The sequence below is a fragment of the Accumulibacter sp. genome, assembly GCF_023806635.1.
Lineage (GTDB): Bacteria > Pseudomonadota > Gammaproteobacteria > Burkholderiales > Rhodocyclaceae > Accumulibacter.
Map to the genome: position 1 here is coordinate 1 of NZ_JAMTDQ010000005.1, position 24211 is coordinate 24211.

Below are 24211 nucleotides of genomic sequence, written 5' to 3' on the forward strand. Positions count from 1 at the left end.
CTGGTTCGACCAAAAAAGTCCAGACCTAATTTTGCGGGTAAAGGGCAGGGCTAGGAGGCCAGGAGGCGGGGCACAAGCGGGGCAGGACAGGAAAAAGGCGCCACGACCACCGGCGCCTGTCGCTGCCTGCCTGGCCAGGGCTTACTGGATCTTGGCCTTGTTGCGCAGTTCGACGATCAGCTTCTGCAACTGATCCTGCTGCATCCGCTGCGTCAGTTGCGGCTTGATCTGCTCGAACGTCGGCGGCGTCAGCGGGCGGCTGTCCTCGACCAGAATGACGTGATAACCGAAATCGGTCTTCACTGGCACCTCGGTATACTTGCCCTTGGCGAGACCGACGACCGCATCGGCAAACGGTTTCACGTAGCTCGCCGTGCTGCTCCAGCCGAGATCGCCACCCTTGTCACGCGACCCCGGATCCTTCGACTGTTTGGCCAGCTCATCGAACTTGGCGCCCTTCTTCAGGTTGCCGATGATCAGCTTGGCGTCGTCCTCCTTCTCCACCAGAATGTGGCGCACCTTGTACTCGGTGTTGCCCATCTGGCCCTTCATCCGGTCATAGGCGGCCTTGAGCTGCTCGTCGCTGATCGGATTCTTCTTGACATAGTCCTGGACGAAGGCACGAATGAAGATCGCCTGCCGTGCGAGATCAGCCTGCGCCGCAACGTCGGGCTTCTTGTCGAGACCGAGCTTCTTCGCTTCCTGGACGAGCAACTCGCGACGGATCAGTTCTTCGCGGACCGCGTTCTTGAGTTCGGGCGTGTCCGGCGCGCCCTGTGCCTCCTGCTCGGCGACGAAGGCGTTGGCGATGCTCTGCGGAATGGCAACGCCGTTGACCGTCGCCACAGCCCCACCTGCCGGAGCTTTCTGGGCAACCGCCGGCAACGAGACGAGGGCGCCGAGCAGCAACGCGCCGGCCAGTTTTGAAAGCTTGTGCATGTGTGGTCTTCCTTGTTTTCGGATGGTTGGGGTGAAGTGTGGAGCGGCTCAGACGGGCGGTCCAGCCGACGAAAAAGCCTCCTGCGGGCTCAACGCCTGCACGCTCAGAGCGTGAATGCTGGACTGCATCAGCTCACCGAGCGCTTCATGCACGAGGCGGTGACGCCGCAACCGCGGCTGCCCGGCAAAGGCTGCGGCGACGATCAACAGGCGGTAGTGCCCGCCGCCGCTCCTGGCGCCGGCATGGCCCGCATGGCGAGCCGAATCGTCGATCAGCTCGAGTCTTTGCGGGCTCAGGGCAGCGAGTCGCTGGCGGATGAGCCCGGGCACGCCTTCAGCGTCGCCGCTCACGCCGGCAGCACCTTGCGGAAGGGCTTGACGGTGACCCCGGCATAGACGCCGGCGGCCACGTAGGGATCGGCATCGGCCCAGGTGCGCGCCGCCTCGAGCGAGCCGAACTCGGCAACGATCAGGCTGCCGGAAAAACCGGCAGGACCCGGATCCGGCGAGTCGATCGCCGGACAGGGACCCGCCAGCAGCAGGCGGCCTTCGGCCTGCAACGCCTGCAGCCGTTCGACGTGCGCCGGCCGCGCCGCGAGGCGTTCGGCGAGCGAGCCGGGACGATCCTCGCCAACGATCATGTAGAACATCGTCACTTCTCCTCGATGTACTTCGACAGCAGCAGCCCCTGTGCGATGACGAAGAGCAGCATCAGCCCCATGCCGCCGAAGAGCTTGAAGTTGACCCAGTCGTCGGTCGAGAAGTTGAACGCGACGAAGAGGTTGGCGAACCCCATGAAGGCGAAGAAGGCGATCCACGACCAGTTGAGCTTCGCCCAGGCAACCTCCGGCAACTGCATCTGCTCGGCGAGCAGCAAGCGGATCAGGTTCTTCTTCATCAGCAGCGTGCCGCCGAGCAGAGTGGCCGCAAAGGCCCAGTAGAGCACCGTCGGCTTCCACTTGATGAAATCCTCGTCGTGCAGCAGGAGGGTCATGCCGCCGAAAACGCTGATGATCACCAGGCTCACCCAAAGCATCGTGTCGATCTTGCGACCCCTGAACCACAGCCAGCCGATCTGCGCGAAAGTCGCGGCGATGGCGACCGCGGTCGCGACGTAGATGTCGAATACCTTGTAGGCGATGAAGAACAGGATGACGGGAAAGAGGTCGAAAAGAAACTTCATGGCGAGCGAAGGCGGGGGACCGGCGGATTATGGCCGATTTGGCCGACTGCTGTCCACGGTCGGCGAAGGCCGCCGTGTACTGATTGTGTAGCGGCCTGCGGCGGCGACCCGGCTACTCGACCGGCACCCTCGTCCAGCCGGCGTCGGGATTGAAGCGTTGCATCTTCGCCGCCACCGCCTCGCCGTTGCGGCCGAGATTCTTCTGGTAGACGATGCCCTCGTGATTGACGATGAAGCTCATCACTCCGGAAACGCCATGGCTGACCGGATAGGCGAGCACCGCGAAACCACCGATCATGCGCCCGTCGACCAGATAGCTGTAGGCGCCGCCCGGCGCGGCGGGACCCTGGGCGGCGAGAATCCGGTAACGATAACCGTGGTAGGCGCGTGGCTGACTGTCCGCTGCAGCGGCGCGATAGCCTTCGCGGGTCGCCGCGGCCACCAGCGGCCCGAGCGGGCTCGGTCGCTGATCGGCGGCAACCGGCCAGAACAGGCCGTCGCGCATCCCTTCGCTGGAGACGAAATGACGCGCATAGTCGTTTGCACCATTGCCGTCGAGATCGCCGGCAGCGTACTCGCGCTGGGCATCGACGATCGCCAGCAGTGTCTGGATCGTGTCCAGCTCGTTGCGACCGATCCGTCGGCTGAGGACCTCCTCGCGGCCGGCTTCGGCATCGAAGAGCCAGCGCCCACCCTGGCGCACCAGCGGCGCCGGGAAGGGCCAGCCATCATCACCCACGAGCAGCAAGGCGCGGCCGTCGCTCAGTGATTCGACGCGATGCTGGCGATCGTATGCGGCCAGAAACCGCTGCCAGTCGGCGCGATCGGCAACGCGATCACCGCTCGCCAGCCAGCTCCCGGCCGTCGGCCCCACCACCGCCAGCAGCGCCTCCTTGTCCTGCGCACGCACGGCGTCGGCGAGTGCGCGCGCAGCGTCCTCCGGAGTCGCATAAGTCTGTTGCTGCGTGGCGGCCGGCTTCGCCGGCGCCGCCGCTGTCGCCGTCGGTGCCGGCATGACAGCGATCCACGCGACAACGGCGAGTGAATGCATGATCCGCTTGAACTTCATCGTCCTGTTCTCCGCTGAAAATGGGTACCCGCGCTGCCTAGCGACCACGGCCACCGCCACCGCGGCCGCCACCACCGCCGAAGCCACCACCGCCCCGACCACCGCCGCCACCAAAGCTGGCGCCACCACCGCCGCGGCTGCCACCCATCTCCGCCCGGCTGGCGTTGCCGCGCTGGCTCGCCTCACGCGTCGCGGCGGCGTTGCCGACGCCGGAAAAGCCGCCGCCCGAACGGTCGCCAAAGCCCGCACCCTGCTGCCGGTTCCCGCCGCCGAAACGATCGCCGGCATCGGCGCGCGCGCCCCCCCCGTCGAAACGATCGCGCCCTGCTGCGGCGCCACCACGATCGCCGCCCTGCATGCGATCGCCCACGGCGGCACGATCGCCGCCGCGGCCCACCTCGCCGCGCCCGCCCTCGCCGCGCCCGCCGAGGTTCTCGCGGGTGCGATCGTCGGCCGAGCGCACGCGATCGTTCAGTTCGGCGCGGTCCACTCCCTTCAGTTCGGAACGCCCGCTCTCGGCGCGGCCGCGAAACTGCTCGCGCGCCTCGGCCGCCTGGGCATTGCCGCCGCGGTTGTACTGGCGCGCCACGTCCTGATCCCGGTAGGCGACGCCACCGCGGTGCGCCACATTGTGACTCCAGTTGCTGTTGCTGATGTTGGTGCGGTTGAACGAGTTGTAGCGATTGACGTCGATATCGACGTTGCCGCGGCCCCAACCCCAATTGGCGGCACCCCAGATCGCCGCGCCGACGAAGATGCCCGTGGCGAATGCCAGACCTGGCGGATAGACATAAGCGGGGGGATAGACGTAGTAGGGCGGCGTCGGATACCACCAGTTCCCGTACACCACGGTCGGGTTGTAGGTGGGCACATAGACCACCTCCGGCTTCGGCGACTCGACGACGTAGATCTTCTGGCTACCCTGCACCTCCGTCCGCACCACCTGCTGTTCGGTCGTCTTCAGGTTGCCGGTGGCGTCGGCCCGCGCACGCAGACCCTGCACCGTATCCAGCACGTCCTGCTGCTGCGCGAGAAAGGCATCTCCCAGTTTCTGCATCCAGTCGAGATTGTCGTTCATCTGCTGCAACACCTGTGGCACGGCGGTCAGCGCCCGCACGGCCGGGTCCCAGGATTGCTTCGCCATCGCATCCTCGAGCGCCTTGCCGGTCACCTTCGGATTGGCTTTCGACCAGCGCGCCGCCTCGACGACTTCCAGCGGATAGGTCGAGGCCATCAGGATCTGCGCCAGCAAGGCATCCGGATAGAGGGCGATCGGCGCCAGTAGCCGATCCAGATCCTGCTGCGAAAAGGTCTTCGCCGCCGGCCTGGCAGCCGCTGCCGGCGATGCCGTCGGCGGCTGTTGCGCGAGCGCTGGCGAAAGGGCGAAAACGAGCGCAGTCAGCAGCGCGCCAGGTCGGGAACAGGTCGTTTTCATCGGGCATCCTCGGGCACGAAAAGGGACTCGCCAGCACGGCCAGCAGTGACGCAGGCTCTTCCGCTCACGGCGAGCGGTCGATCAGACCGACCGTGCCCACGTAGGATAGCCTCGGCCTCGTCAGTCTGGCAAGCCCGTTTCGCGCGTGCGGAAAAGCGATCCGCGAAAGACCGGCGGCGCGCCGCGTCTTGGCGCCGCGTACAGGTGTCTCCGGCGAGTCGTCCGCAGCGGGCTTCCGTGCTTCCTCTGCCGCCAACCGACGCCGCTGCCTACGACGACGCCGACCCGGAGCCACGTTCCTCGCGCTTCTTCTTCCACGCGCCGAGCAGTGCAGCGCCAAGCCCGAGCAGAATCTCGTCGGCGAAAGGGATGAAGTCGGGAACGAACAGGTCGACGACGAACAGCACGGCGGCGAGGCCGAAGAGGACCGGAAAACGGAGGCCCGCCAGATAGGCGAGCAGCGGACCGATGATCAGTTTGCGCATGAAGGAAGGCTCCAGGGATTTCGCTCGTGGCAGCATCTGGCGCACCCCGGCACGAAGCACGCCGCGAGCGGCTGCCGCCATTCTAGCCGCCGAGCGTCCGGCAAGGTGGGGATGGAACGGCGCGAATCGCCGCGCGCCGCCGGCGAGTGGCCACCGCGGCTCGCGTCGTTGCAGTACCATTGCGCCGGCACCGACGCGACGCGCGCGCCGCGCGGCGAAGGGGCCGTCTGCCCAGGCACTGCCAACCGGTCAGCGCGCGACAGCCCACCGTTCGCCCGGCCGATGTCGCGCCGGTGCGCCGGTCGCAGCGGGGTCGGCGAGGCAGACAACGTTCAGCGGGGGGTCTGACATGCGGATCATTGACGAGTTGCCGGTACAGCGCCAGCGGGGCGGTGAGCCCGACGCCTGCATCCAGCTGCTGGCCGGCGACCTGGCGGCGATACCGGCGGCGCACGCGGTCGATGCGCTGGTCGTCTCGGCCTTTCCCGACAGCTACACGCCGAACCCCGGAACCTTGTTCAGAAGCCTCTTCGAAAGAGGTCTCGACATGCGCGAGATTGCCCGCCAGAGGGCGGAGGACGAGCGCGTCCGCCTCGGCTGCTGGCTGTCGAGACCGCTGTCGCCGGAACTCGCCAGCCGCTTCAACTTTCACCGCATCATCTGCTTCGAGCCTTCGCATCCGGAATTCGTCGCCCACGCCGGCGTCGAGCGGCCGGACATCGAGGACCGCGTCGGCTTCGTCTTCCGGTGCCTGAACAACTTCATCATCCCCGGGCGCGACGCCGGACACCGCTGCGCCATCGCCAGCGTCGCCATGCCGCTGCTGGCGACCGGCAACCAGCAGGTCGCACTCGACGAGTTGCTGCCGCGGCTGCTCGACGCCGCGATCTTCTGGCTCGAACAGGGGCTGCCGATCAGGCAGCTGAAGATCGTCGCCTTCGAGGCGGACAAGGTATCCGCTGCCGCCACGCTCTTCGCCGCATCGCGACAGCGCTACGAGGAGCGGATCGCCAGCCTGCGCACGGGCGACGACGAACCGCCCCTGCGGCAACTCGCCGAGAAACTGGTGGCCAGCTGCGAGCGACATCTGCGCGACGAACTGCTGGGCGCCGCCGACGACGACGAGAAATCCCTGTTGCGGCGTCTCTTCGCACGCATCGATCGCCGTCCGGCGGTGGCAGCCGGCGGTGGCCGGACGGCGCCGGAAACCGTCGTCAGCGACGACCGGCGCGCCTACGACTTCTTCATCAGCTATGCGCACCGCCAGGAGCACGAGGTCGCCGAGTTCGTTCGCGCCCTGCAGCAGAGCGCGCCGTCGGCACGCATCTTCTACGATCGCGACTCGATCCCGAGCGGCGGGCAGTGGCTCAGCCTGATCTCCGACGCGGTCAACCGGACACGCCATTTCATCGCTGTCCTGTCGCCCGACTACACCGCCTCGCCGGTGTGCTGGGACGAGTTCCAGTGTGCCAAACTCAAGGAGTACAACACCCGGAGATCGCTGATCCGGACGCTGCGCCTGTACTCCGAACGCGACCTGCCGCCGATCATCGGCATCCACAGCTACATCGACTGTACCGAGGGAGACCTCGACAAGCTGCGCCAGTCGGCGACGCGCGTCGGCAGCCTGGTGCAGGACGACGGCGCGGGACCATGGGGGAAAGCCAGCACCGACGCCACGACCGCCGGTCGTCGACGCCGCCGCGGACCCGGCTAGCAGACGCCATCGGCAACGAGGAGCGGTTTGTCCAGCTGGATGGCGAACTCGCAGCGCCAGCTGCGCCCGTTCGCCGTCTCGGTACAGCGCAACGGTCCGTGCGTCTTGCTGCGCGAACCGTCGTCGAGACAGGCATCACGCACGGCGCGCACCCGCAGGCGCCGATAGAGGTCACGCGCCACCGTGCCTTCGAGCACCAGCCCGAGATGCGTGTCCCGTGCCTCGTCGGGAGGCGGGTCGACGCGCGTGCGGCCATGAAACTCGTACTCCCCCTGCAAGGCACCGGCCTGCCCGGCGGCGCCGGTCATTCCTGCCGGCAGGAGGAACAGGGCGAAGACCGTGGCGAGCAGTCGGAAAGCCAGCTTGTTCATCGTCGAAATCTCCCTTCCGCAAGGTCCTTGAACCCGGAAACCTCGGTCGGACGCAGCTGCTGGTGCGTTTGGGCCGGTGTCTGGCCCAGGCGTCCTCCCGCTCGCGACCCGGCTGCCGCTGCCGAGCTGACGACGACTTCCGCCCAACGGATCAGGATCCCTGGCGCAGCTCGCGCAGCCGCCACGCATCCCCGGCGGCCCTGGCGAAGACCAGCGTCACGCCATGGCAGACGATGCGCCGCGAACCGTCGGGCAAGGCGTCGGCGGCGGCGGTTCGCAGGCAGGCCTGCAGCGCCGGCATCGCCAGCGCCGCCCGCAGGTCGTCCACCTGCCCGGCGCCAAGCATGTGGCCTGCGAAGTTCACGGGAAACTGCACCAGGTCGGCCAGCTGCGTCCCGTCGGCCGACTCGAGCGCCGCGACGAATCCGGCCATGACCCCAGCGAACTCCGCGTCGGACTCGGTCACCCGTGCGCCGGGATGCTCCATGCGCAAGCGGACGATGCGGCGCTCGTCCTCGCTGGCAGGATCGACGAACCAGCTGACCTCGACCGCGGCGCCTTCGGGAAAGGCGAGCGGCGGCTCAGCCGCATTGGAAAAGGTTGCCGGCGAGAAACTGTCGCCGACGTTCCAGCGGAACCGCACACCGCCCACGTCGAAACCTTCGCTGACGGTGGTCCGGTAGCTCAGCGTGCTGCGCGTCCAGTCACGTTCGCGCGAGACGATGTGCCAGCTCTCTGTGATGATGCCGCGCGTCACCGCCAACGTGCCGTCTGCCGCCATCCTGCGCACCCGCGACTGGTCCCAGAAGACGATGCCGTTGGGCAGCAGGAAGATCCCGACGGCGGCAAGAAGCCAGGCGAGCGAACCTCCCCGCTTGCCGACGAAGCGCCGATAGGCCCAGACGGCCAGCGGCAGCAGGGCGATCAGGCTGTGCGGGACCAGCCCGATGGGCTGTCCGGGACCATCGAAGACGAGATTCATCGCGCGAGAGCGAAACTCCCAGGTAGCATCGACCACACTGCAGGAAGTGGCGGCATGTCTTCCTCGCCGCGCGGGCGCGACGATGACACGCAGCGATCGGCGCGACGAGCGACCGCCAGTCCGCCAACGCCGTCGGAAGGAACGGGCACTGGTCAGAGGCTCACTCGCGTGGCCGACGGTCGATGACCCGCCGCGCCTTGCCGAGCGAGCGCTCGATGCCACCGATGTCGGCGATGCGCACTTCGGTCGAGATGCCGATGAACGACTTGATGTGCCGTTGCAGCGAGTGCGCGACGTGCTCCTTGTCGACCGCCGGCAAGTAGCGATATTCGCGCTTGAGTTCGACATCGACCGCCACCGAGTCGAGATGGCCGTCGCGCCAGACCTCGATCAGGTAGTGCGGCGACAGCTTCGGCTGCTTGAGGATCAGTTCCTCGATCTGCGACGGAAAGACATTGACGCCGCGGATGATCAGCATGTCGTCCGAGCGGCCGGTGATCTTGTCGATCCGCCGCATCGAGCGTGCCGTTGGCGGCAGCAGGCAGGTCAGGTCGCGCGTGCGGTAACGGATCATCGGCAGCGCCTCCTTCGACAGCGAGGTGAAGACCAGTTCGCCATGCCGGCCTTCCGGAAGAACCTCGCCGGTTGCCGGATCGATCACCTCGGGGTAGAAGTGATCCTCCCAGATCACCGGCCCGTCCTTGCTCTCGATGCACTCGCTGGCAACGCCCGGGCCGATCACCTCGGAGAGCCCATAGAGGTCGATCGCATCGATGGCGAAGGTGCTCTCGATCTCGACCCGCATCTGGTTGGTCCACGGTTCGGCACCGAAGAGGCCGACGCGCAGCCCGCTCGCCGTCGGATCGATTCGCTGCCGCTTGAACTCGTCCGCCAGGTTGAGCAGGTACGACGGCGTCACCATGATGATGTCGGGCTTGAAGTCGTTGATCAACTGCACCTGCTTCTCGGTCTGCCCGCCGGACATCGGGATGACCGTGCAACCGAGACGCTCGGCACCATAGTGCGCGCCGAGACCGCCGGTGAACAGGCCGTAGCCATAGCCGATGTGCACCATGTCGCCACGGCGGCCGCCGGCGGCGTGGATCGAGCGCGCCATCAGCGTCGCCCACATGTCGATATCGTTCTGCGTGTAACCGACGACGGTCGGTTGCCCGGTCGTTCCCGACGACGCGTGCACCCGCACGACGCGGTCGCGCGGCACGGCGAACATCCCGAACGGGTAGTTCTGCCGCAGGTCGTCCTTGCTCGTGAAGGGGAAGCGCGCGAGATCGTCGAGCGTCTTCAGATCGTCCGGGTGAACGCCCTGGGCATCGAACTTGCGCCGGTAATGCTCGATGTGATCGTAGGCGTGGCGCAGCGACCAGCGCAGGCGCTCGAGCTGCAGCGCACTGATCTCGTCGCGGCTGGCGGTCTCGATCGGTTCGTAGGCGGTGACACGGCTGGCAGCGACCATCTTCCTGATCTCCCGGAACGGCAAAAGCCGAAACCCTAGCCGATACACGGGTATCTTTCAACCAGCTGGAGCCCAGTCGGGCGCTTTTTTCGCCGGCAGCACCCTCCAGGACCGCCGCCGGCCGCCACCGCGCAGCCGCAGCGGCGGCGAAATCGGGTAGGCTGGGCGGTCTTCCAGCCCGCAACCGACCCGATGCTCATCGACCACTCCCGCCGCCTCCTCGCGCACGCGCTGCCGATGCTGCTCGCCCAGTTGAGTTCGATGGGGATGATGGTCATCGACACCGCGCTGCTCGGCCACCACGGTACCAACGACCTGGCCGCGGTGGCGGTCGGCGGCGGCATCTACATCTCGGTCGTCTTTGCGCTCGTCGGCGTGCTGCAGGCGGTGGCGCCGACGGTCGCCCATCTGCACGGCGCCGGACGTGACGGCGAAATCGCCGCAGCCCTGCAACAGGCGTTGTGGCTGGCGCTGCTGCTGGCGATCCCGGGGGTCGTCGTCCTGCTCCATCCGGCACCGCTGCTGGCGCTTTCACGGATCGACCCGGCGGTCGAGGAGAAGGCCCGTGCCTACCTCGCGCTGCTCGCGCTCGGCATGCCGGCGATCCTGCTCTACCGCACCTTTCACGCCTTCTGCAACGCCCTCGGGCGACCGCGGCCGCTGTTGCTGATCAGTCTGTGCAGCACGCTGCTGCACGGCGTTCTGGCATCGCTGCTGGTGACCGGCGCCTGGGGTGGCGAAGCGCTCGGAGTCGTCGGCTGCGGTCTGTCGAACGGCGCCGTCGCCATCTTCTCCCTTTGCAGTGCCGCCGCCTACCTGCGCTGCGGCAAGCCACTGCAGCCGTACCGCCCGTTCGCCGGCTGGCAGTTGCCGCAGCGCCGACCGCTGGCGCGCCTGCTGCGGCTCGGACTGCCGATGGGATTCTCGCATTTCGTCGAGATCTCGTCGTTCACGCTGATCGCGCTCTTCGTCGCCCAGCTCGGTGCAACCGTCGTTGCCGGCCACCGCATCGTCGCCAACCTGGCAGCGATCTGCTACATGCTGCCGCTGGCGCTCGGCATCGCAACGCTGGCGCAGGTCGGCCAGGCCGCCGGGGCACGCGACTGGCAACGCGCCGGCAGATCGATCGGCGCCGGGCTGCTGCTCGCCGCCAGCCTGTCGACGCTGCTCGGCATCATCCTGTGGCTGCTCGCGACACCGCTGGCCGCGGTGTGGACCGATGATCCAGCGGTGCAGGCGGTCGCTCTCGGGCTGTTCGGCTATGTCGCCTTCTATCAGATCTTCGACGCCGTGCAGACGATCGCCGCGCATGCCCTGCGCGGCTACCGGATCACCTTCGCACCGATGTTCGTGCATGTCATCTGCTTCTGGGGAGTGGGGCTGTTCGGCGGCTGGTGGCTCGCCTTCCGTTCGCCGCAGCCGATGGGCGTCAGCGGTTTCTGGCTGGCCTCGGTCGGCAGCCTGGTGCTGGCATCCGCAATGCTCGGCGCACTGCTCTGGCGAGCGATGCGGCTGATCCGCGATCAGCCGTCGCCGCAACCGGGCGGCGACGGCCGCAAGACGCAGTTGCCACCGTCACTTGACGCCAGCATGCGACGGGAGTCAGGTTTTGCTTGTGACGAACGGCGCAGGACCGTTAGACTGCAGCCGACGACAGGGAGGCAGGGCGAGCAAGAAAAATGAACAGTATCGAACAGCTTCGACTCAGCGGCCGGCTACCCAGCCCGAAAGGCGTCGCGCTGGCCGTCCTCGAGGTCTGCCGGCGCGAAGACGCGACGCTCGACGAGGTGGCCAAGGTCGTGCAGAGTGACCCGGCTCTGTCGAGTCGCCTGTTGCGTCTGTGCAACTCGGCCCGTTCCGGTGGCCGGCCGGTCGCATCGATCCGCGAAGCCGTCCTGCGCCTCGGCATGAGCACGGTGCGGCAGGTGACCATGGGCTTCTCGCTCGTCGACCAGTATCTCGAGGGAAGCGGTGGCGCCTTCGACCACACCGCCTTCTGGTCGCATTCGCTGCTGATGGCGGTCGCCTGTCACGAACTGGGCGGCCTGACCAGGGTTGCTTCGGCGGACGAACTGTTCGCCTGTGGTCTCCTGGCGCAGATCGGGTCGCTGGTATTGGCGACGGCGTACCCGGCCGACTACGCGACCGTGCTGGCGGAGCAACTCGGCGGCGAAGCGCTGCGGGCCCGCGAGCGCGAACGTCTGGGTGCCGATCACAACGAGGTGACGGCTGCCGTCCTCGCCGACTGCGGCATTCCCGGCGCCCTCGCCGAACCCGTCTCCTGCCATGAGCAGCCCGAGGCGGCTGGCTTCAGCGAGGGCTCGCGACCCCATCAGCTCGTGCAACTCTTCTTCCAGGCACGGCGCATGGCCGATCTCGGCCGTTCGCCAGCGGCCGAACGCAATGGCCACATCACCGAGCTGATGCGCCTCGGCGGCAAGATCGGCCTCGATGTGACGGCGCTCGGCGAGGTCTTCGATCGGGTGGTCAGCCAATGGCAGGAATGGACCGAGCTGCTCAAACTGCCCGCGACGCCGCTGCCGTCCTTCGAAGCCATGGCCAACGCCCCGATCCCGCGCCCGGAGCAGCAGACAGGCAGCGGCGCCGCCCGCAAGCGGGTGTTGCTGGTCGAGGACGAACCGACCAGCCGCATGCTGACCGAGGCCTTGCTCTCGCACCTCCTCGACTGCACCGTCTACACCGCCGAGAATGGTCGTGATGCGCTTGCGGTCGCCGTCGAGGTGCTGCCGCAGATCGTCGTCACCGACTGGCTGATGCCGGTCATGGACGGCCTCGAGTTCTGCCGCGCGCTGCGTGATACCGACTGGGGCCAGTCGATGTACGTCATCATGCTGACCGGTGAGGAGACCGATGAGAAGCTGATCCAGGCCTTCGAGGCGGGGGTCGACGATTACGTCACCAAACCGGTGACCATGCGCGCACTGAGTGCGCGCATGCGCGCCGCGCAGCACTACACCAAGCTGCTCGAGGCCTGGGAGAACGACCGCGCGCAGCTCAAGCAGTTCGCCGCCGAACTGGCGGTCAGCAATCGCCGCCTGGAGCATGCGGCAATGACCGACCTGCTGACCGGGCTGCCCAACCGGCGCGCCGGAATGGACGCGCTGCAGCGCTTCTGGAGCGCCTCGCAGCGCACCGGCCAACCGGTGGCGGCGCTGATGATCGATGTCGATCATTTCAAGTCGATCAACGACCAGCACGGCCATGCCATCGGCGACCAGGTCCTGCAGGCGGTCGCCCGCGCCATCCAGGCGGCGGCCCGCAAGGACGACAGTGTCAGCCGCATCGGCGGCGAGGAGTTCCTGCTGGTGTGCCACGATGCCGACCCCCGCGCCGCCCTGCTGGCAGCCGAGCGGCTGCGCCGGATGGTGCGTGAACTGCGGATCACGGTCGCCAACGTCCAGGTGCAGACTTCGGTCAGCATCGGCGTCGCCAACCGCGAGAATGGCATGGAGGAGCCCGACGACATGCTGCGCGCCGCCGACAAGGCGCTCTACGCCGCCAAGAAGGCCGGCCGCAACCGCGTCTGCCTGTTTGCCGGCGGCAAGACGCATTGCGCCACCTGCAACGCCGCCTGAATGCGGGCCGCGTCGCCGGCCAGCCGGCAAACGACCACTCCCGCCGACAGACACCAAGGCGAGCCGGCGCCGGCACGGCGCCGGCGGACGCTCAACCGGCGACCGTCGTCAGTTGGCGGCGGAAATCGTGCCGGTGGCCCGACCGCAGCAGCGCGGCAAAATCCTCGGCCGGCAACGGCCGGGAAAACAGGAAGCCCTGCTGCACGGGGCAGCCGTTGACGAGCAGGAAACTCGCCTGCGCGCCGGTTTCGACACCCTCGGCAACGACTCGCATGCCGAAGCGGCGGCCGAGTTCGATGATCGACAGGACGATCGCCGCATCCTTGCTGTCGCCGCTGGCGTCGGTGACGAACGAGCGGTCGATCTTCAACTCGTCGAGCGGAAAACGCTTCAGGTAGCTCAACGACGAGTAGCCGGTGCCGAAATCGTCCAGCGACAGGCCGAAACCCTGCTCGCGCAATCGATCGAGGACGGCGATCGTTCGCTCGCTGTCAACCATCAGCAGCGACTCGGTCAGTTCCAGGACGATCTGCTGCGGCACGACGCCGGCGCGCTGCACGATGCCGACGAGCCGGTCGACGATGTCGGGCTGCAGGAAGCTCGGGCTGGCGAGGTTGACGGAAACGCTGACGGTCTCGATCCCGGCGTCTGCCCAGTCGCGGAGGTGGCTTGCGGCGGCGGCAACGACCCAGTCGCCGAGCGCGACGATGAGTCCGCACTCTTCGGCCAGCGGAATGAACTGCAGCGGTCCGAGGAGGCCGCGCCGCGGGTGTTGCCAACGCAGCAGGGCCTCGGCACCGATCATGCGGCCACTCGCCACATCGACCTTCGGCTGGAAGAACAGTCGCAGCCCTTCGCCGGCGATGGCCTGCCGCAGGTCGCTCTCGAGTTCCAGCTTGGCGCTGGCGGCAGCGTTCATATCGTCGGCAAAGAAGCGGCTGGTCGATGGGCCGGCCGTCTTGGCGGCATACACTGCCTGCTCGGCATGCCGCCAGAGGCTTTCGGCGGAATCGCCATCGCGCGGGTGGACGGCGATGCCGATGCACGCCGTCAGCACCAGTTCCCGGCCGGCGACCGTCATCGGCTGTGCCACCGCCTGCAGCAGGCGCTCGGCATAGAGCGCTGCGTGCTCCGGCGTCACCAGGTCGACGAGCAGCAGCGCAAACGAGTCGCCGTCGACCCGCGCCACCGTCTCGTTGGCCCGCATCGGCGGCTTCAGGTTCTGCGCCGCACGGCCGCTGACGAATCGCTGCAGACGTTCGGCGACGCCGCACAGCAGGCGGTCGCCGCTGGCGTCGCCAAGCCCGTCGTTGAAGCTCTTGAAGTGATCGAGATCGATGTGGATGATCGCGCACGCAGTCGCGACGCGCTGCGCGCGCTCGAGTTCCAGCGTCACCAGTTCGTTGAAGAACTGCCGGTTGGCAAGCCCGGTCAATTGGTCGTGCAGCGCCAGGTGCTCGATCCGGCGCTGCGCCTGCACCAGTTCGCTGATGTCCTGCGTGATCCCTTCGAGCTTGACGATGCGGCCGGCAGCGTCGCGAACGGCGATCGCCTCCTCGAACACCTCGACCAGCGAACCATCGCCGCGGCGCAGGCCGTAGGTCGCCTGGTAGGGCGTTCCCTCGCGCATCAGCCGCTGCCGCGCCGCCGCGACGACATCACGGTCGCTGCGCCGCACCCGCTCGAGAAAACGCTCCGGCGTGCTGCTGCCGGTAAGTTCGATGTCGTCGCAGATTCGCCGCAACTGCTCGGAACAACTGAAGCGTGCCTGCGGCAGCGACCACTCCCAGCTTCCCATCCGCGCCAGCCGCTGCGCGCGCTCGAGGCTCTCCCGGCCATGCCGCACGGCCGCCTGCGCACGCCCCGCACGCAAGCCGTAACGCACACGCTGCGTCAGCAGCAGCCAGTTGATCGGTTTGGTGACGAAGTCGGTGGCGCCAGCCGCGTACGCGCGCTCGATCGACTCGGTGTCGTTGAGCCCGGTGAGCATCATGATCGGCAGCGACTGCCCGCGGGGACTCTGGCGAATCGTCCGGCAGACTTCGTAGCCGTCGATGCCGGGCATCACCACGTCGAGCAGCAGCAGGTCGAACTCCTGCTCTGCGACGAGGCGCAAGGCTGCATCGCCATCACCGGCCTCGCTGACCGCGAAACCGGCATGCTGCAGCGACTCGGCGGCCAGCATGCTGATCATCTCGTCGTCGTCGACGAGCAGGAGGTGTCCCTGGTCGGTCGTTGTGCTCATGCGGCCTTCTCCCCTGCAGCCGTCGCGGCGGCGCGATGCTGCGCCAGCGCCTCGGCAAACTGTTGATGCGCGGCGCGCAACACCGCCGGCCAATCGCCGGCCGGCTCGCTGCCGGCACGCAGCAGCATCTCGAGCTGCCTCGCCTGCTCGGCCAGAGCCAGCGCGCCGACCGTCGCGCTCGACGACTTCAGCGTGTGCGCCGCCCGCTGCAGCGTCGGCAGGTCGCCCTGCTGGCTGGCGACATCGATCTCGTCGAGCATCTGCCGCGTGTTGCGGTCGAACAGCGCGAGCACCCGCTCGGCAAAACCCGGGTTGCTGCCGTCGGCCACCATCGGCAGCGACTGCACGACGCTGGCATCGAAGATCAGCGCCGCCCGCCTCTCGCCATGCCGCACGGGCTCGTTCCCGTTGGCCGCCGGCATGACCGCCGTTGTCGCCGCCCGGGCCGCTCGCGGCTGCAGGTGACGCCGCAGCACCGCGGCAAGCTGTTCGCGTGTCACCGGCTTGGTGACATGGTCGTCCATGCCGGCCGCCAGGCACTTCTCGCGCTCGCCGGCCAGTGCGTTCGCCGTCAGGGCGATGATCGGCACCGCCGTCCGGCCGCCCGCCTGCTCGTCGCTGCGGATGACGCGGCTCGCCGTGTAGCCGTCCATCAGCGGCATCTGGCAATCCATCAGGATCGCGTCATGGCCGCCGGCGCGCGCGGCGACCACCGCCTGCGCGCCATCCTCCGCCAGCTCGACCTCGCAGCCCAGACTTTCCAGGATCGCCGCCGCAATCTCGCGGTTGACGGCGTTGTCTTCGGCGAGCACGACCCGCGCCCCGGCCAAGTCGCCAACCGCCGCCGGCGGCTGCGAGCCGGGCAGCGGGCCGGCGTGGCGGGCGGCACGCTGCCGGAACCAGAAGGTCGAGCCGCGTCCTTCCTCGCTCTCGAAACCGACCTCGCCGCCCATCCGTTGCGCCAGTTCGCGGATGATCACCAGCCCGAGTCCGGTGCCGCCGAAGCGCCGCGTCGTCGAGTTGTCGGCCTGCGAGAACGGCGCAAACAGCTTCGCCGCCGCCGCCGGCGCAATGCCGATGCCGGTGTCGCTGACCGCGTAGCACAGCCAGCACTCGCCAGCGTCGCCGGCAGCCGCGCCAGCTTCGCATTCGCAGGTGAGCGAGACGACGATCGTGCCGCGCTCGGTGAACTTGAGCGCGTTCGTCAGCAGGTTGCCGACGATCTGCCGGATGCGGAACGGATCGCCGAGCACCGCCGACGGTACGTCGGCGCCGACGACGACCGTCAGCAGCACCCCCTTCGCCGACGCCGCGTGCATGAACGGCTGCCCCATCTCCTCGACGAGCCGCCGCGGGCTGAACGCGATGTTCTCCAGCTCGAGCCGCCCGGATTCGATCTTCGACAGGTCGAGAACGTTGTTCAACAGGTGCAGCAGCGACTCGGCCGACTGCCGCAGCGTCCCCAGATAGTGTTGCTGCTGCCCGCTCAGCGGCGTGTCGAGCAGCAGATCGGCCATGCCGATGACGCCGTTCATCGGCGTCCGGATCTCGTGACTCATGTTGGCGAGAAACAGCGACTTGGCCTCACTCGCCGTTTCGGCTTCCAGCTTGGCACGGGCCAGCTCGCGTGTGCTCTCTTCGAGTTCGATCCGCTGCCGGACCTGCTCCTTGGCCGCTGCCAGTTGCTCGCGCGCAGCGCGGAGAACAATCAATCCGTAGACCGGTGCGACGAAGGCCAGGGCATAGCCATGCCCGTCAGCCTGCAGGAGCGAGACGATGATCGTCGCCAGCAGCGGTGGCGTCAACCACAACATCAACGCCCAGCGCACGAGGGTCAGGAACAGCGCCGCGACGGTGAGCGAAGCCAGGAGGACGATCAGGACCAGCGCGGCCGCCTGCGGTGGGACCTGCGGATAAAGCACGGCGACGGCCAGCACGTTGTTCGCCGCCAGCAGGCCGGCCATGCCGAGGAAATCCCGGCGCGCCCGGCGACAACCGGCCGGCGTCGTCGCGAGTTGCGGCCACTTGCGGTACAGCAGACGCCGCCAAACGGCGCCGGCGATCGCCACCAGCAGGATCAGCAGGCCCAGCGACAGCGAAAGGTAGACCGCACTGACCGTGGCGACGATCGCCTGGCCGAAGACCATCGCCACCGCCGACGCACTGGCCTTGCCGATCGCGCTGCCGGTCAACTCCAGATCGACCCGGTAGGCCTGGACGACCACTGCCGGTTTGCCGACGTCGGGCTGCATCGCTTCACTCCTCATCGCCGCGGGAAATCCCATCGTGCCTCGGGAACGGATTGTCGCGACAGGCCCGGCTCGCCGCAACAGCTGTTCGGCAACCGGACCATCGCGCTACCGGACGGACAGTGAACGGATGATACGACAAGGTCGCAGCCCGCCGCGGATTGCTGCCATCGCCACGGCCTCAACGATCATCCCCTGCCGCGGCGGTCGCGGCGGCGCGATGCTGCGCCAGCGCCTCGGCAAATTGTTCATGCGCGGCGCGCAACAGCGCCGGCCAATCGCCGGCCGGCTCGCCGCCGGCACGCAGCAGCATCTCGAGCTGCCTCGCCTGCTCGGCCAGAGCCAGCGCGCCGACCGTCGCGCTCGACGACTTCAGCGTGTGCGCCGCCCGCTGCAGCGTCGGCAGGTCGCCCTGCTGGCTGGCGACATCGATCTCGTCGAGCATCTGCCGCGTGTTGCGGTCGAACAGCGCGAGCACCCGCTCGGCAAAACCCGGGTTGCTGCCGTCGGCCACCATCGGCAGCGACTGCACGACGCTGGCATCGAAGATCAGCGCCGCCCGCCTCTCGCCATGCCGCGCCGGCTCGTTCTCGTTGGTCACCGGCATGACCGCCGTCGTGGCCGTCGTGGCCGCCGCTGCCGCCGGCGGCCGCAGGTGGCGCCGCAGCGCCGCGGCAAGCTGTTCGCGCGTCACCGGTTTGGCGACATGGTCGTCCATGCCGGCCGCCAGGCACTGCTCGCGGTCGCCGGCCAGTGCGTTCGCCGTCAGGGCGATGATCGGCACCGCCGTCCGGCCGCCCGCCTGCTCGTCGCTGCGGATGACGCGGCTCGCCGTGTAGCCGTCCATCAGCGGCATCTGGCAATCCATCAGGATCGCGTCATGGCCGCCGGCGCGCGCGGCGACCACCGCCTGCGCGCCATCCTCCGCCAGCTCGACCTCGCAGCCCAGACTTTCCAGGATCGCCGCCGCAATCTCGCGGTTGACGGCGTTGTCTTCGGCGAGCACGACCCGCGCCCCGGCCAAGTCGCCAACCGCCGCCGGCGGCTGCGAGCCGGGCAGCGGGCCGGCGTGGCGGGCGGCACGCTGCCGGAACCAGAAGGTCGAGCCGCGTCCTTCCTCGCTCTCGAAACCGACCTCGCCGCCCATCCGTTGCGCCAGTTCGCGGATGATCACCAGCCCGAGTCCGGTGCCGCCGAAGCGCCGCGTCGTCGAGTTGTCGGCCTGCGAGAACGGCGCAAACAGCTTCGCCGCCGCCGCCGGCGCAATGCCGATGCCGGTGTCGCTGACCGCGTAGCACAGCCAGCACTCGCCAGCGTCGCCGGCAGCCGCGCCAGCTTCGCATTCGCAGGTGAGCGAGACGACGATCGTGCCGCGCTCGGTGAACTTGAGCGCGTTCGTCAGCAGGTTGCCGACGATCTGCCGGATGCGGAACGGATCGCCGAGCACCGCCGACGGTACGTCGGCGCCGACGACGACCGTCAGCAGCACCCCCTTCGCCGACGCCGCGTGCATGAACGGCTGCCCCATCTCCTCGACGAGCCGCCGCGGGCTGAACGCGATGTTCTCCAGCTCGAGCCGCCCGGATTCGATCTTCGACAGGTCGAGAACGTTGTTCAACAGGTGCAGCAGCGACTCGGCCGACTGCCGCAGCGTCCCCAGATAGTGTTGCTGCTGCCCGCTCAGCGGCGTGTCGAGCAGCAGATCGGCCATGCCGATGACGCCGTTCATCGGCGTCCGGATCTCGTGACTCATGTTGGCGAGAAATCGCGACTTGGCGACGTTCGCCGCCTCGGCCTCTTCCTTGGCCAGCCGGAGTTGCGCCGTGCGGCGATCGATCTGCTCCTCGAGCGTCGCCCGGTGCTGCCGCAGTTCGTCGTCACGCGCCTCGATCTCGCCGAGCATGCGGTTGAAGCCGACGACCAGTTCGCCGACTTCGTCACGGCGGTCGGGCAACGACACGCGCAGCGAGTAATCGCGCTCGCCCGCCACCTGCCGCATGGCCTGCGTCAGGTCGCCGATCGGCGCGGACACGGAGCGCTGCAGGCGCACCGCGAGCAACAGCGCGCCAGCGAATGCGGCAGCCGCACCGGCGAGGACGACCAGCATCCGCTGCGCGATGTCCGACCACATCGACCGCAGATCGGATTCGATCGTCAGTGTACCGATGACCTCGCTTCCCTGCCGGATCGGGTACTCGATGCGCAGCATCGCTTCCCACAAGGAACCGATCACTTGCAGTGAGGAACCCCCCGGCTGAATCGGCGTCATCGCCGCCGCTGCCGGCGGATGATGCGCGAACACCTGTCCGCCCGGCAGGCTGATCGTCGCCTGCACGAACTCCGGGCGAACCCGCAGGCCGGCAAGTGCCTCGGTCGCCGTACGCGCGTCGTCGAAGGCGATCGCCGGCGCACTGCTGGCCGCCAGCACTTCGGCCATGCCGATGAGCTTGTCGACTTCGTCCTCGCGAGTGTCCTCGATCTCGGAAACCGCGAACAGCAGCGTACTGATCAGCAGCCCGGCACCCGCCGTCAGCGCGACGATCAGCATCAGTTTCTGCCGCAGCGGCAGATCGCTCAACCTCGGCATCAGTTCTTTCCCTTCACGTCAACCAGGTTGCGCGCCAGTTTCAGCAGGTTCGAGCTGGCCTTGAGCTGTGCGTGATCGAGCGAAGCGCGATTGACCTCGAACTGCAGGCGCCCGTCGCCGCGGACGATGCCGATCGCGCCACCGGCATCGATGAAAGCGTCGGCGTCGCTGACCGTCAACACCGGCAGCCCGGCAACCGCGCGCAGCACCAGCGCCAGCCGCCGCGCTTCCGATTCGGCGATGAACAGCACCTGGCACGATCGTGCCTCGTCCGGACTCGCCAGGCGACGGACGGCAATCGGCCGCCCCTGGACAGGGCGGCCGTCGAGCGCGGTCAATGCCGTCGCCACCTCATCGCGGCCGAGCACACAGAGCAGCAGCGGCGTGTCCCGGGCGGCGAAGACGCGCTCGGGCCATTCGACGTAACGCGTGAAGTTGAGGACGAAGCCGGCCTTGGCCTGTGCCTCGCTGATCGGCGCCTGCGCCGCCACCTCGGTAACGGCGGCGAGCGAGCAAGTCAGCGCCAGCAGCCCGCGGGCAAGAAAGGAGCGCACGCTCAGGCTCTCAGAACTGCCACCTGGCCTTCAGATAGTAGCCACGCTGGATCTCCAGATTGCGCGATGGCAGCAGGCTCGCGACCGACTCGGGGTGCTGGCCGTCGAGCAGGTTCTGGCCGACCAGCGACAGTTCGAAATCGCGCGTCGGTCGCCAGGCGTAGCGCAGATCGAGCGTCGTGTAGGCCGGAACGTACAGCGGCGAGCCGGAGGTGCCGAGTTTGCCGACATGGCGCAGCCAGAAATCGAACTGCTGCCGCTCCGTGAGGGACATCGACGAACGCAACGACCACTGGTGCTGCGGGTCACCGTCGTTGTATCCCTGTGCTCTGGTCAGCGATGCGGGATCGCCGGTCTTCGCCGACGCACGCAGGTCGAGGTACGAGTAGATCGGCTGGATTCGCCACCACGGTAGCGGGTACCAATCGACGGCGATCTCGATACCGTGCGTGTGCGCCTTGAGGTTGTTGTCCACACTCACCGTCTGCAACAGATGGGGTGGCGGCGGGGCCGGCACGAACCGCGGGGGCGGGCCCATCACCGGGCCTGTCAGATCGTCGTAAATCATGTAGAAGAGCGCCACATCGGCCGACAACGCGGGGCCGAACTGGCGCCGGTAGCCGATTTCGTAGCCGGTAACCGTCTCGTTCTCCAGATCCTGGTTGGGAGGCACGGTGCGGACAAGGATCGGCAACCGAGTCGGATTGCCGGGGGAGCCCGCCGGGACGACGGCGCCATCGACCTCCGCGCCCAGCTCGGCGCGCGATGGAATGCGCACGGCGCGTGACGCCGAAGCCCAAAGCGACTGGTTCTCGGTCGGCGTCCAGATCACGCGCGCGTTGGGTTGCGGCGCGAAACCGGAGAAACTGTTGTCCTCGAGGCGCAGGCCGAGCAGCACGCGCAGCGTATCGGGCACGAGCGTGATCTCGTCCTGGATGAAGGCACTGGCGAGGCTGAAGCCCTGCCGCTGCGGCTGGATGTTGATCATCCCGGCGCTGCTGATGTCGTCGCGTGAGTAGCGGTAGCCAAGACCCCAGATCAGGTCATGCCGCTCACCCAGGAGAAGGCGGTGCTGGAAGTCGAGGTCGACGGTCGTGCGCCGTTCCCTGACTGCTCCCGGGATTTCCAGTTCGCCCGAGGAGACGTAGGCCTGCAGGGCTGCCTCCGACCCGTCGGACAGGGTCCATTCGTCGCGCGCCATGAGAAAGCCGCCTTGCGTCCTCTGGCGAACGTCGGTGGGGGCCACGCCCGACCGCGAGCGGATGTCGGGGACGAGCCACGTATCATCCGTAGCCCCATAATACGCCTGCCCACTGACCGTCAGCCGGTGACCGCCGCCCATCGTCCAGTCGCCGCGGAAACCGGCGCGGCCGGCGCGCCAGTCATCGTTGGCGGTGTGTCCCTGCGGCGTCAGCGACTCGTCGCGCGCGAACGCCTTGCCCCAGACCCGCAGATGCCCGTCGCCCACCGGCATGCCGTGGCGAAACGAGGCAAAGGCGCTTTCCTCGCTGCCGGCGCCGGCGACCAGCAGGCTGCCCTGCGTGTCGCGCGCGCGCCGCGTGATGATGTTGATCACCCCGTTGACCGCGTTCGCACCCCACATCGCCGCGCCCGGCCCGCGAACCACTTCGATGCGCTCGATGTCTTCGAGCAGCGTGTCCTCGACCTCCCACAACACGCCCGAAAAGAGCTGCGAGTACATGCTGCGGCCGTCCATCAGCACCAGCAGCTTGTTGCTGAAGCGGCTGTTGAAGCCACGCACGCTGACCGCCCAGCGGTCGTTCGCCAGGCGGGCGACGTTGACCCCCGGCGCCAGCCGCAGCGCTTCCGGAATGCTGGTTGCTCCCGAACGCTCGATGTCGTCGCGCGTGATGACATAGACCGCCGCCGCGACGTCGTTCAGCCGCTGCGACTTGCGCGCCGCGCTGGTGATCTCGACGTTGAGCAGGTCTTCGAGACTCATGTCGACCGCCCCGCCGGCCAGCGGCGCCGCTGCGTCCTCGGCTGCCCGCAGCAGGCCCGGCGACGCCGTTACCAGCAGTGCCAGCAGACCGGTCATCCATCGCAAGGTCAACGACATCATCGATCATCCTCCAAAAAAACAAAGGCGTCGGGCAAGGCGGTGGGTGCACGCGCGCCCGCCGCCAGGACATCGCGGCAGCGATCGCCCCGGCCGTTGCGCACGGCGGCGACAGTCTGCCCGCAACACCCGGCGCCATGGATGATACAACGGCCACGGCCCGGCGCAACTTGAGCGTCCTGCGACGCCGCAGGTCCGGCACCCGGCTGCGACCCGCAGGGGTGGCGGGCAGCGCCGGCGGCGGCGCGCCGAACGCCTCGGGATGCTGGCGGTCGAGCAGGTTGCGGCCGACCGGCGGCAGTTCTTTCCCGCTCGCGACCGATGATACGATGGCCGTTGCCAGGCAGGACTCTCGTGCCGGAGATACCCTCAAGCTTCTCGCCAGCCTGCCGTTCACCTCGCCAGTGGGTGCGTCGCCGCCGACGAGCAGCGACGACAGCGGATCACCGGCTTCAAGGAGGCATCGATGACGAATTCCCCGGCAGTCGACGAGCCGCGGCCCGGCGGCGCGCGCGCGCACCTGATCGCTGTCGTGGCGTTCGTCCTGACCGGTGCCTGGCAGCCGCTCGAGCTGGCCGACGCGGAGGATCCGAGCGGGCAACCACTGGACTGCCTGATCTTCGCCACCGGCCACGACGCGGCGGCTGCGGCAGGCGAGCAGCCGGTCGACCTCAACCCCGTCGAGCGAACCGGGTTCGCTCGCGGCGCGCCGCGCTTCCTGCCATCATCGTGGCGGCTGGCCATGGGCCGTCCGGCTCTGGCGCGAATCGGCGGCAGGCTGCGCGGCAGGCATGCCTAGCCGGCTGCTTCGGCGCGGCTCGCCCAGGGAGAAGCTGCAACGGGCATCAACCTGCTCACCGCCGGCGGCGCGTTCCTCGGCCCGTGGGAGATCGTCATCCGCGTCGCCCGGCTCGCCGGGAATGCGTCGCAGACTTGGCTGCACGGCGAGATCGAGGACACCGGCATCGGCGAGGAGTGAGCGAGCGGGCAACGCCGCAGATCGGTCGCGCAGTGGATTTGTTCTCGACCTCGGAGGCATCCTCGACAAGAGTGGCGCAACATCTTCAATCGCACGATTCGTCGACCGGAGAAAGGTCTTATGATTGATTCCTGCTGCAGCCCGCGGTCTGCGCAACGTTGCCTTGGCCCCCGCGATGACGGTTTCCTGTCTTGCTCTGTGGTCACCCACGTTCCTTGACCACGCCTTGGCCTTGCCCCCCACCACGACCTTTTTTGGGAGAAATA

General features: G+C 68.1%; 19 protein-coding genes. 4 read left to right on the forward strand and 15 right to left on the reverse strand.

Translation table 11 applies throughout. From position 1 onward, the window contains the following. Nucleotides 1-141: 141 nt before the first annotated feature. The 7 genes from NFW30_RS00635 to NFW30_RS00665 all read right to left on the reverse strand — a co-directional run bounded on the left by NFW30_RS00635 (nucleotide 142) and on the right by NFW30_RS00665 (nucleotide 5111). Nucleotides 142-939, reverse strand: coding sequence for a peptidylprolyl isomerase (locus tag NFW30_RS00635; protein WP_295355324.1), 798 nt, complete (start codon nucleotides 937-939; stop codon nucleotides 142-144). Between the two features lie 48 nt (nucleotides 940-987). After that, nucleotides 988-1290, reverse strand: a complete 303-nt coding sequence (locus NFW30_RS00640; protein ID WP_295355326.1) for a BolA family protein — start codon at nucleotides 1288-1290, stop codon at nucleotides 988-990. Then, nucleotides 1287-1589 (reverse strand): YciI family protein, encoded by a 303-nt coding sequence (locus NFW30_RS00645; RefSeq protein WP_295355328.1) that lies wholly within the window; start codon nucleotides 1587-1589, stop codon nucleotides 1287-1289. Before NFW30_RS00645 ends, NFW30_RS00640 begins: the two co-directional genes overlap by 4 nt. A 2-nt stretch (nucleotides 1590-1591) precedes the next feature. Further along, the gene (locus NFW30_RS00650) at nucleotides 1592-2122 is read right to left on the reverse strand and encodes a septation protein A (RefSeq protein WP_295355330.1); all 531 of its coding nucleotides are present in this window, start codon (nucleotides 2120-2122) and stop codon (nucleotides 1592-1594) included. Nucleotides 2123-2234: 112 nt separating this feature from the next. After that, a complete protein-coding gene (locus NFW30_RS00655; protein WP_295355332.1) occupies nucleotides 2235-3191 on the reverse strand; it encodes a DUF2950 domain-containing protein in 957 nt (318 codons plus the stop codon). A 37-nt stretch (nucleotides 3192-3228) separates the two neighbouring features. Further along, nucleotides 3229-4626, reverse strand: a complete 1398-nt coding sequence (locus NFW30_RS00660; protein WP_295355335.1) for a DUF3300 domain-containing protein — start codon at nucleotides 4624-4626, stop codon at nucleotides 3229-3231. 269 nt (nucleotides 4627-4895) lie between these two features. Then, a complete protein-coding gene (locus NFW30_RS00665; RefSeq protein WP_295355337.1) occupies nucleotides 4896-5111 on the reverse strand; it encodes a DUF6116 family protein in 216 nt (71 codons plus the stop codon). Between the two features lie 349 nt (nucleotides 5112-5460). Between NFW30_RS00665 and NFW30_RS00670 the strand changes: the two genes are divergently transcribed. Further along, the gene (locus NFW30_RS00670; RefSeq protein ID WP_295355339.1) at nucleotides 5461-6828 is read left to right on the forward strand and encodes a toll/interleukin-1 receptor domain-containing protein; all 1368 of its coding nucleotides are present in this window, start codon (nucleotides 5461-5463) and stop codon (nucleotides 6826-6828) included. Here NFW30_RS00670 and NFW30_RS00675 read toward each other — a convergent pair. The 3 genes from NFW30_RS00675 to paaK all read right to left on the reverse strand — a co-directional run bounded on the left by NFW30_RS00675 (nucleotide 6825) and on the right by paaK (nucleotide 9655). Continuing rightward, nucleotides 6825-7199 carry a hypothetical protein gene (locus tag NFW30_RS00675; RefSeq protein ID WP_295355342.1) on the reverse strand — a complete coding sequence of 125 codons (375 nt, stop codon included), beginning with the start codon at nucleotides 7197-7199 and terminating at the stop codon, nucleotides 6825-6827. The genes NFW30_RS00670 and NFW30_RS00675 overlap by 4 nt on opposite strands. A gap of 151 nt (nucleotides 7200-7350) precedes the next feature. Then, entirely contained in the window at nucleotides 7351-8181 is an 831-nt protein-coding gene (locus tag NFW30_RS00680) for a hypothetical protein (protein ID WP_295355344.1), read from the reverse strand. Nucleotides 8182-8341: 160 nt separating this feature from the next. Then, a complete protein-coding gene (gene paaK, locus NFW30_RS00685) occupies nucleotides 8342-9655 on the reverse strand; it encodes a phenylacetate--CoA ligase PaaK (protein WP_295355346.1) in 1314 nt (437 codons plus the stop codon). Between the two features lie 192 nt (nucleotides 9656-9847). On the opposite strand from paaK, the gene NFW30_RS00690 reads away from it, so the two are divergent. Further along, the gene (locus tag NFW30_RS00690) at nucleotides 9848-11338 is read left to right on the forward strand and encodes an MATE family efflux transporter (protein WP_295355347.1); all 1491 of its coding nucleotides are present in this window, start codon (nucleotides 9848-9850) and stop codon (nucleotides 11336-11338) included. Then, a complete protein-coding gene (locus NFW30_RS00695; RefSeq protein ID WP_295355349.1) occupies nucleotides 11335-13251 on the forward strand; it encodes a diguanylate cyclase in 1917 nt (638 codons plus the stop codon). The genes NFW30_RS00690 and NFW30_RS00695 overlap by 4 nt, the downstream gene beginning before the upstream one ends. A gap of 91 nt (nucleotides 13252-13342) precedes the next feature. On the opposite strand, the gene NFW30_RS00700 is transcribed toward NFW30_RS00695, so the two are convergent. The 5 genes from NFW30_RS00700 to NFW30_RS00720 form a co-directional block, all read right to left on the reverse strand. Continuing rightward, nucleotides 13343-15496, reverse strand: coding sequence for an EAL domain-containing protein (locus tag NFW30_RS00700; RefSeq protein WP_295355351.1), 2154 nt, complete (start codon nucleotides 15494-15496; stop codon nucleotides 13343-13345). After that, on the reverse strand, nucleotides 15493-17748 hold the full coding sequence (locus tag NFW30_RS00705) for an ATP-binding protein (RefSeq protein ID WP_295371611.1): 2256 nt from the start codon (nucleotides 17746-17748) through the stop codon (nucleotides 15493-15495). Before NFW30_RS00705 ends, NFW30_RS00700 begins: the two co-directional genes overlap by 4 nt. Before the next feature lie 178 nt (nucleotides 17749-17926). Beyond that, entirely contained in the window at nucleotides 17927-20332 is a 2406-nt protein-coding gene (locus NFW30_RS00710; protein ID WP_295371614.1) for an ATP-binding protein, read from the reverse strand. Then, nucleotides 20332-20886, reverse strand: a complete 555-nt coding sequence (locus NFW30_RS00715) for a YfiR family protein (protein ID WP_295355354.1) — start codon at nucleotides 20884-20886, stop codon at nucleotides 20332-20334. The genes NFW30_RS00710 and NFW30_RS00715 overlap by 1 nt, the downstream gene beginning before the upstream one ends. Before the next feature lie 10 nt (nucleotides 20887-20896). After that, on the reverse strand, nucleotides 20897-22969 hold the full coding sequence (locus tag NFW30_RS00720) for a TonB-dependent receptor (RefSeq protein WP_295355356.1): 2073 nt from the start codon (nucleotides 22967-22969) through the stop codon (nucleotides 20897-20899). Nucleotides 22970-23432: 463 nt separating this feature from the next. Between NFW30_RS00720 and NFW30_RS00725 the strand changes: the two genes are divergently transcribed. Next, entirely contained in the window at nucleotides 23433-23765 is a 333-nt protein-coding gene (locus tag NFW30_RS00725) for a hypothetical protein (protein WP_295355357.1), read from the forward strand. Nucleotides 23766-24211 lie beyond the last annotated feature (446 nt).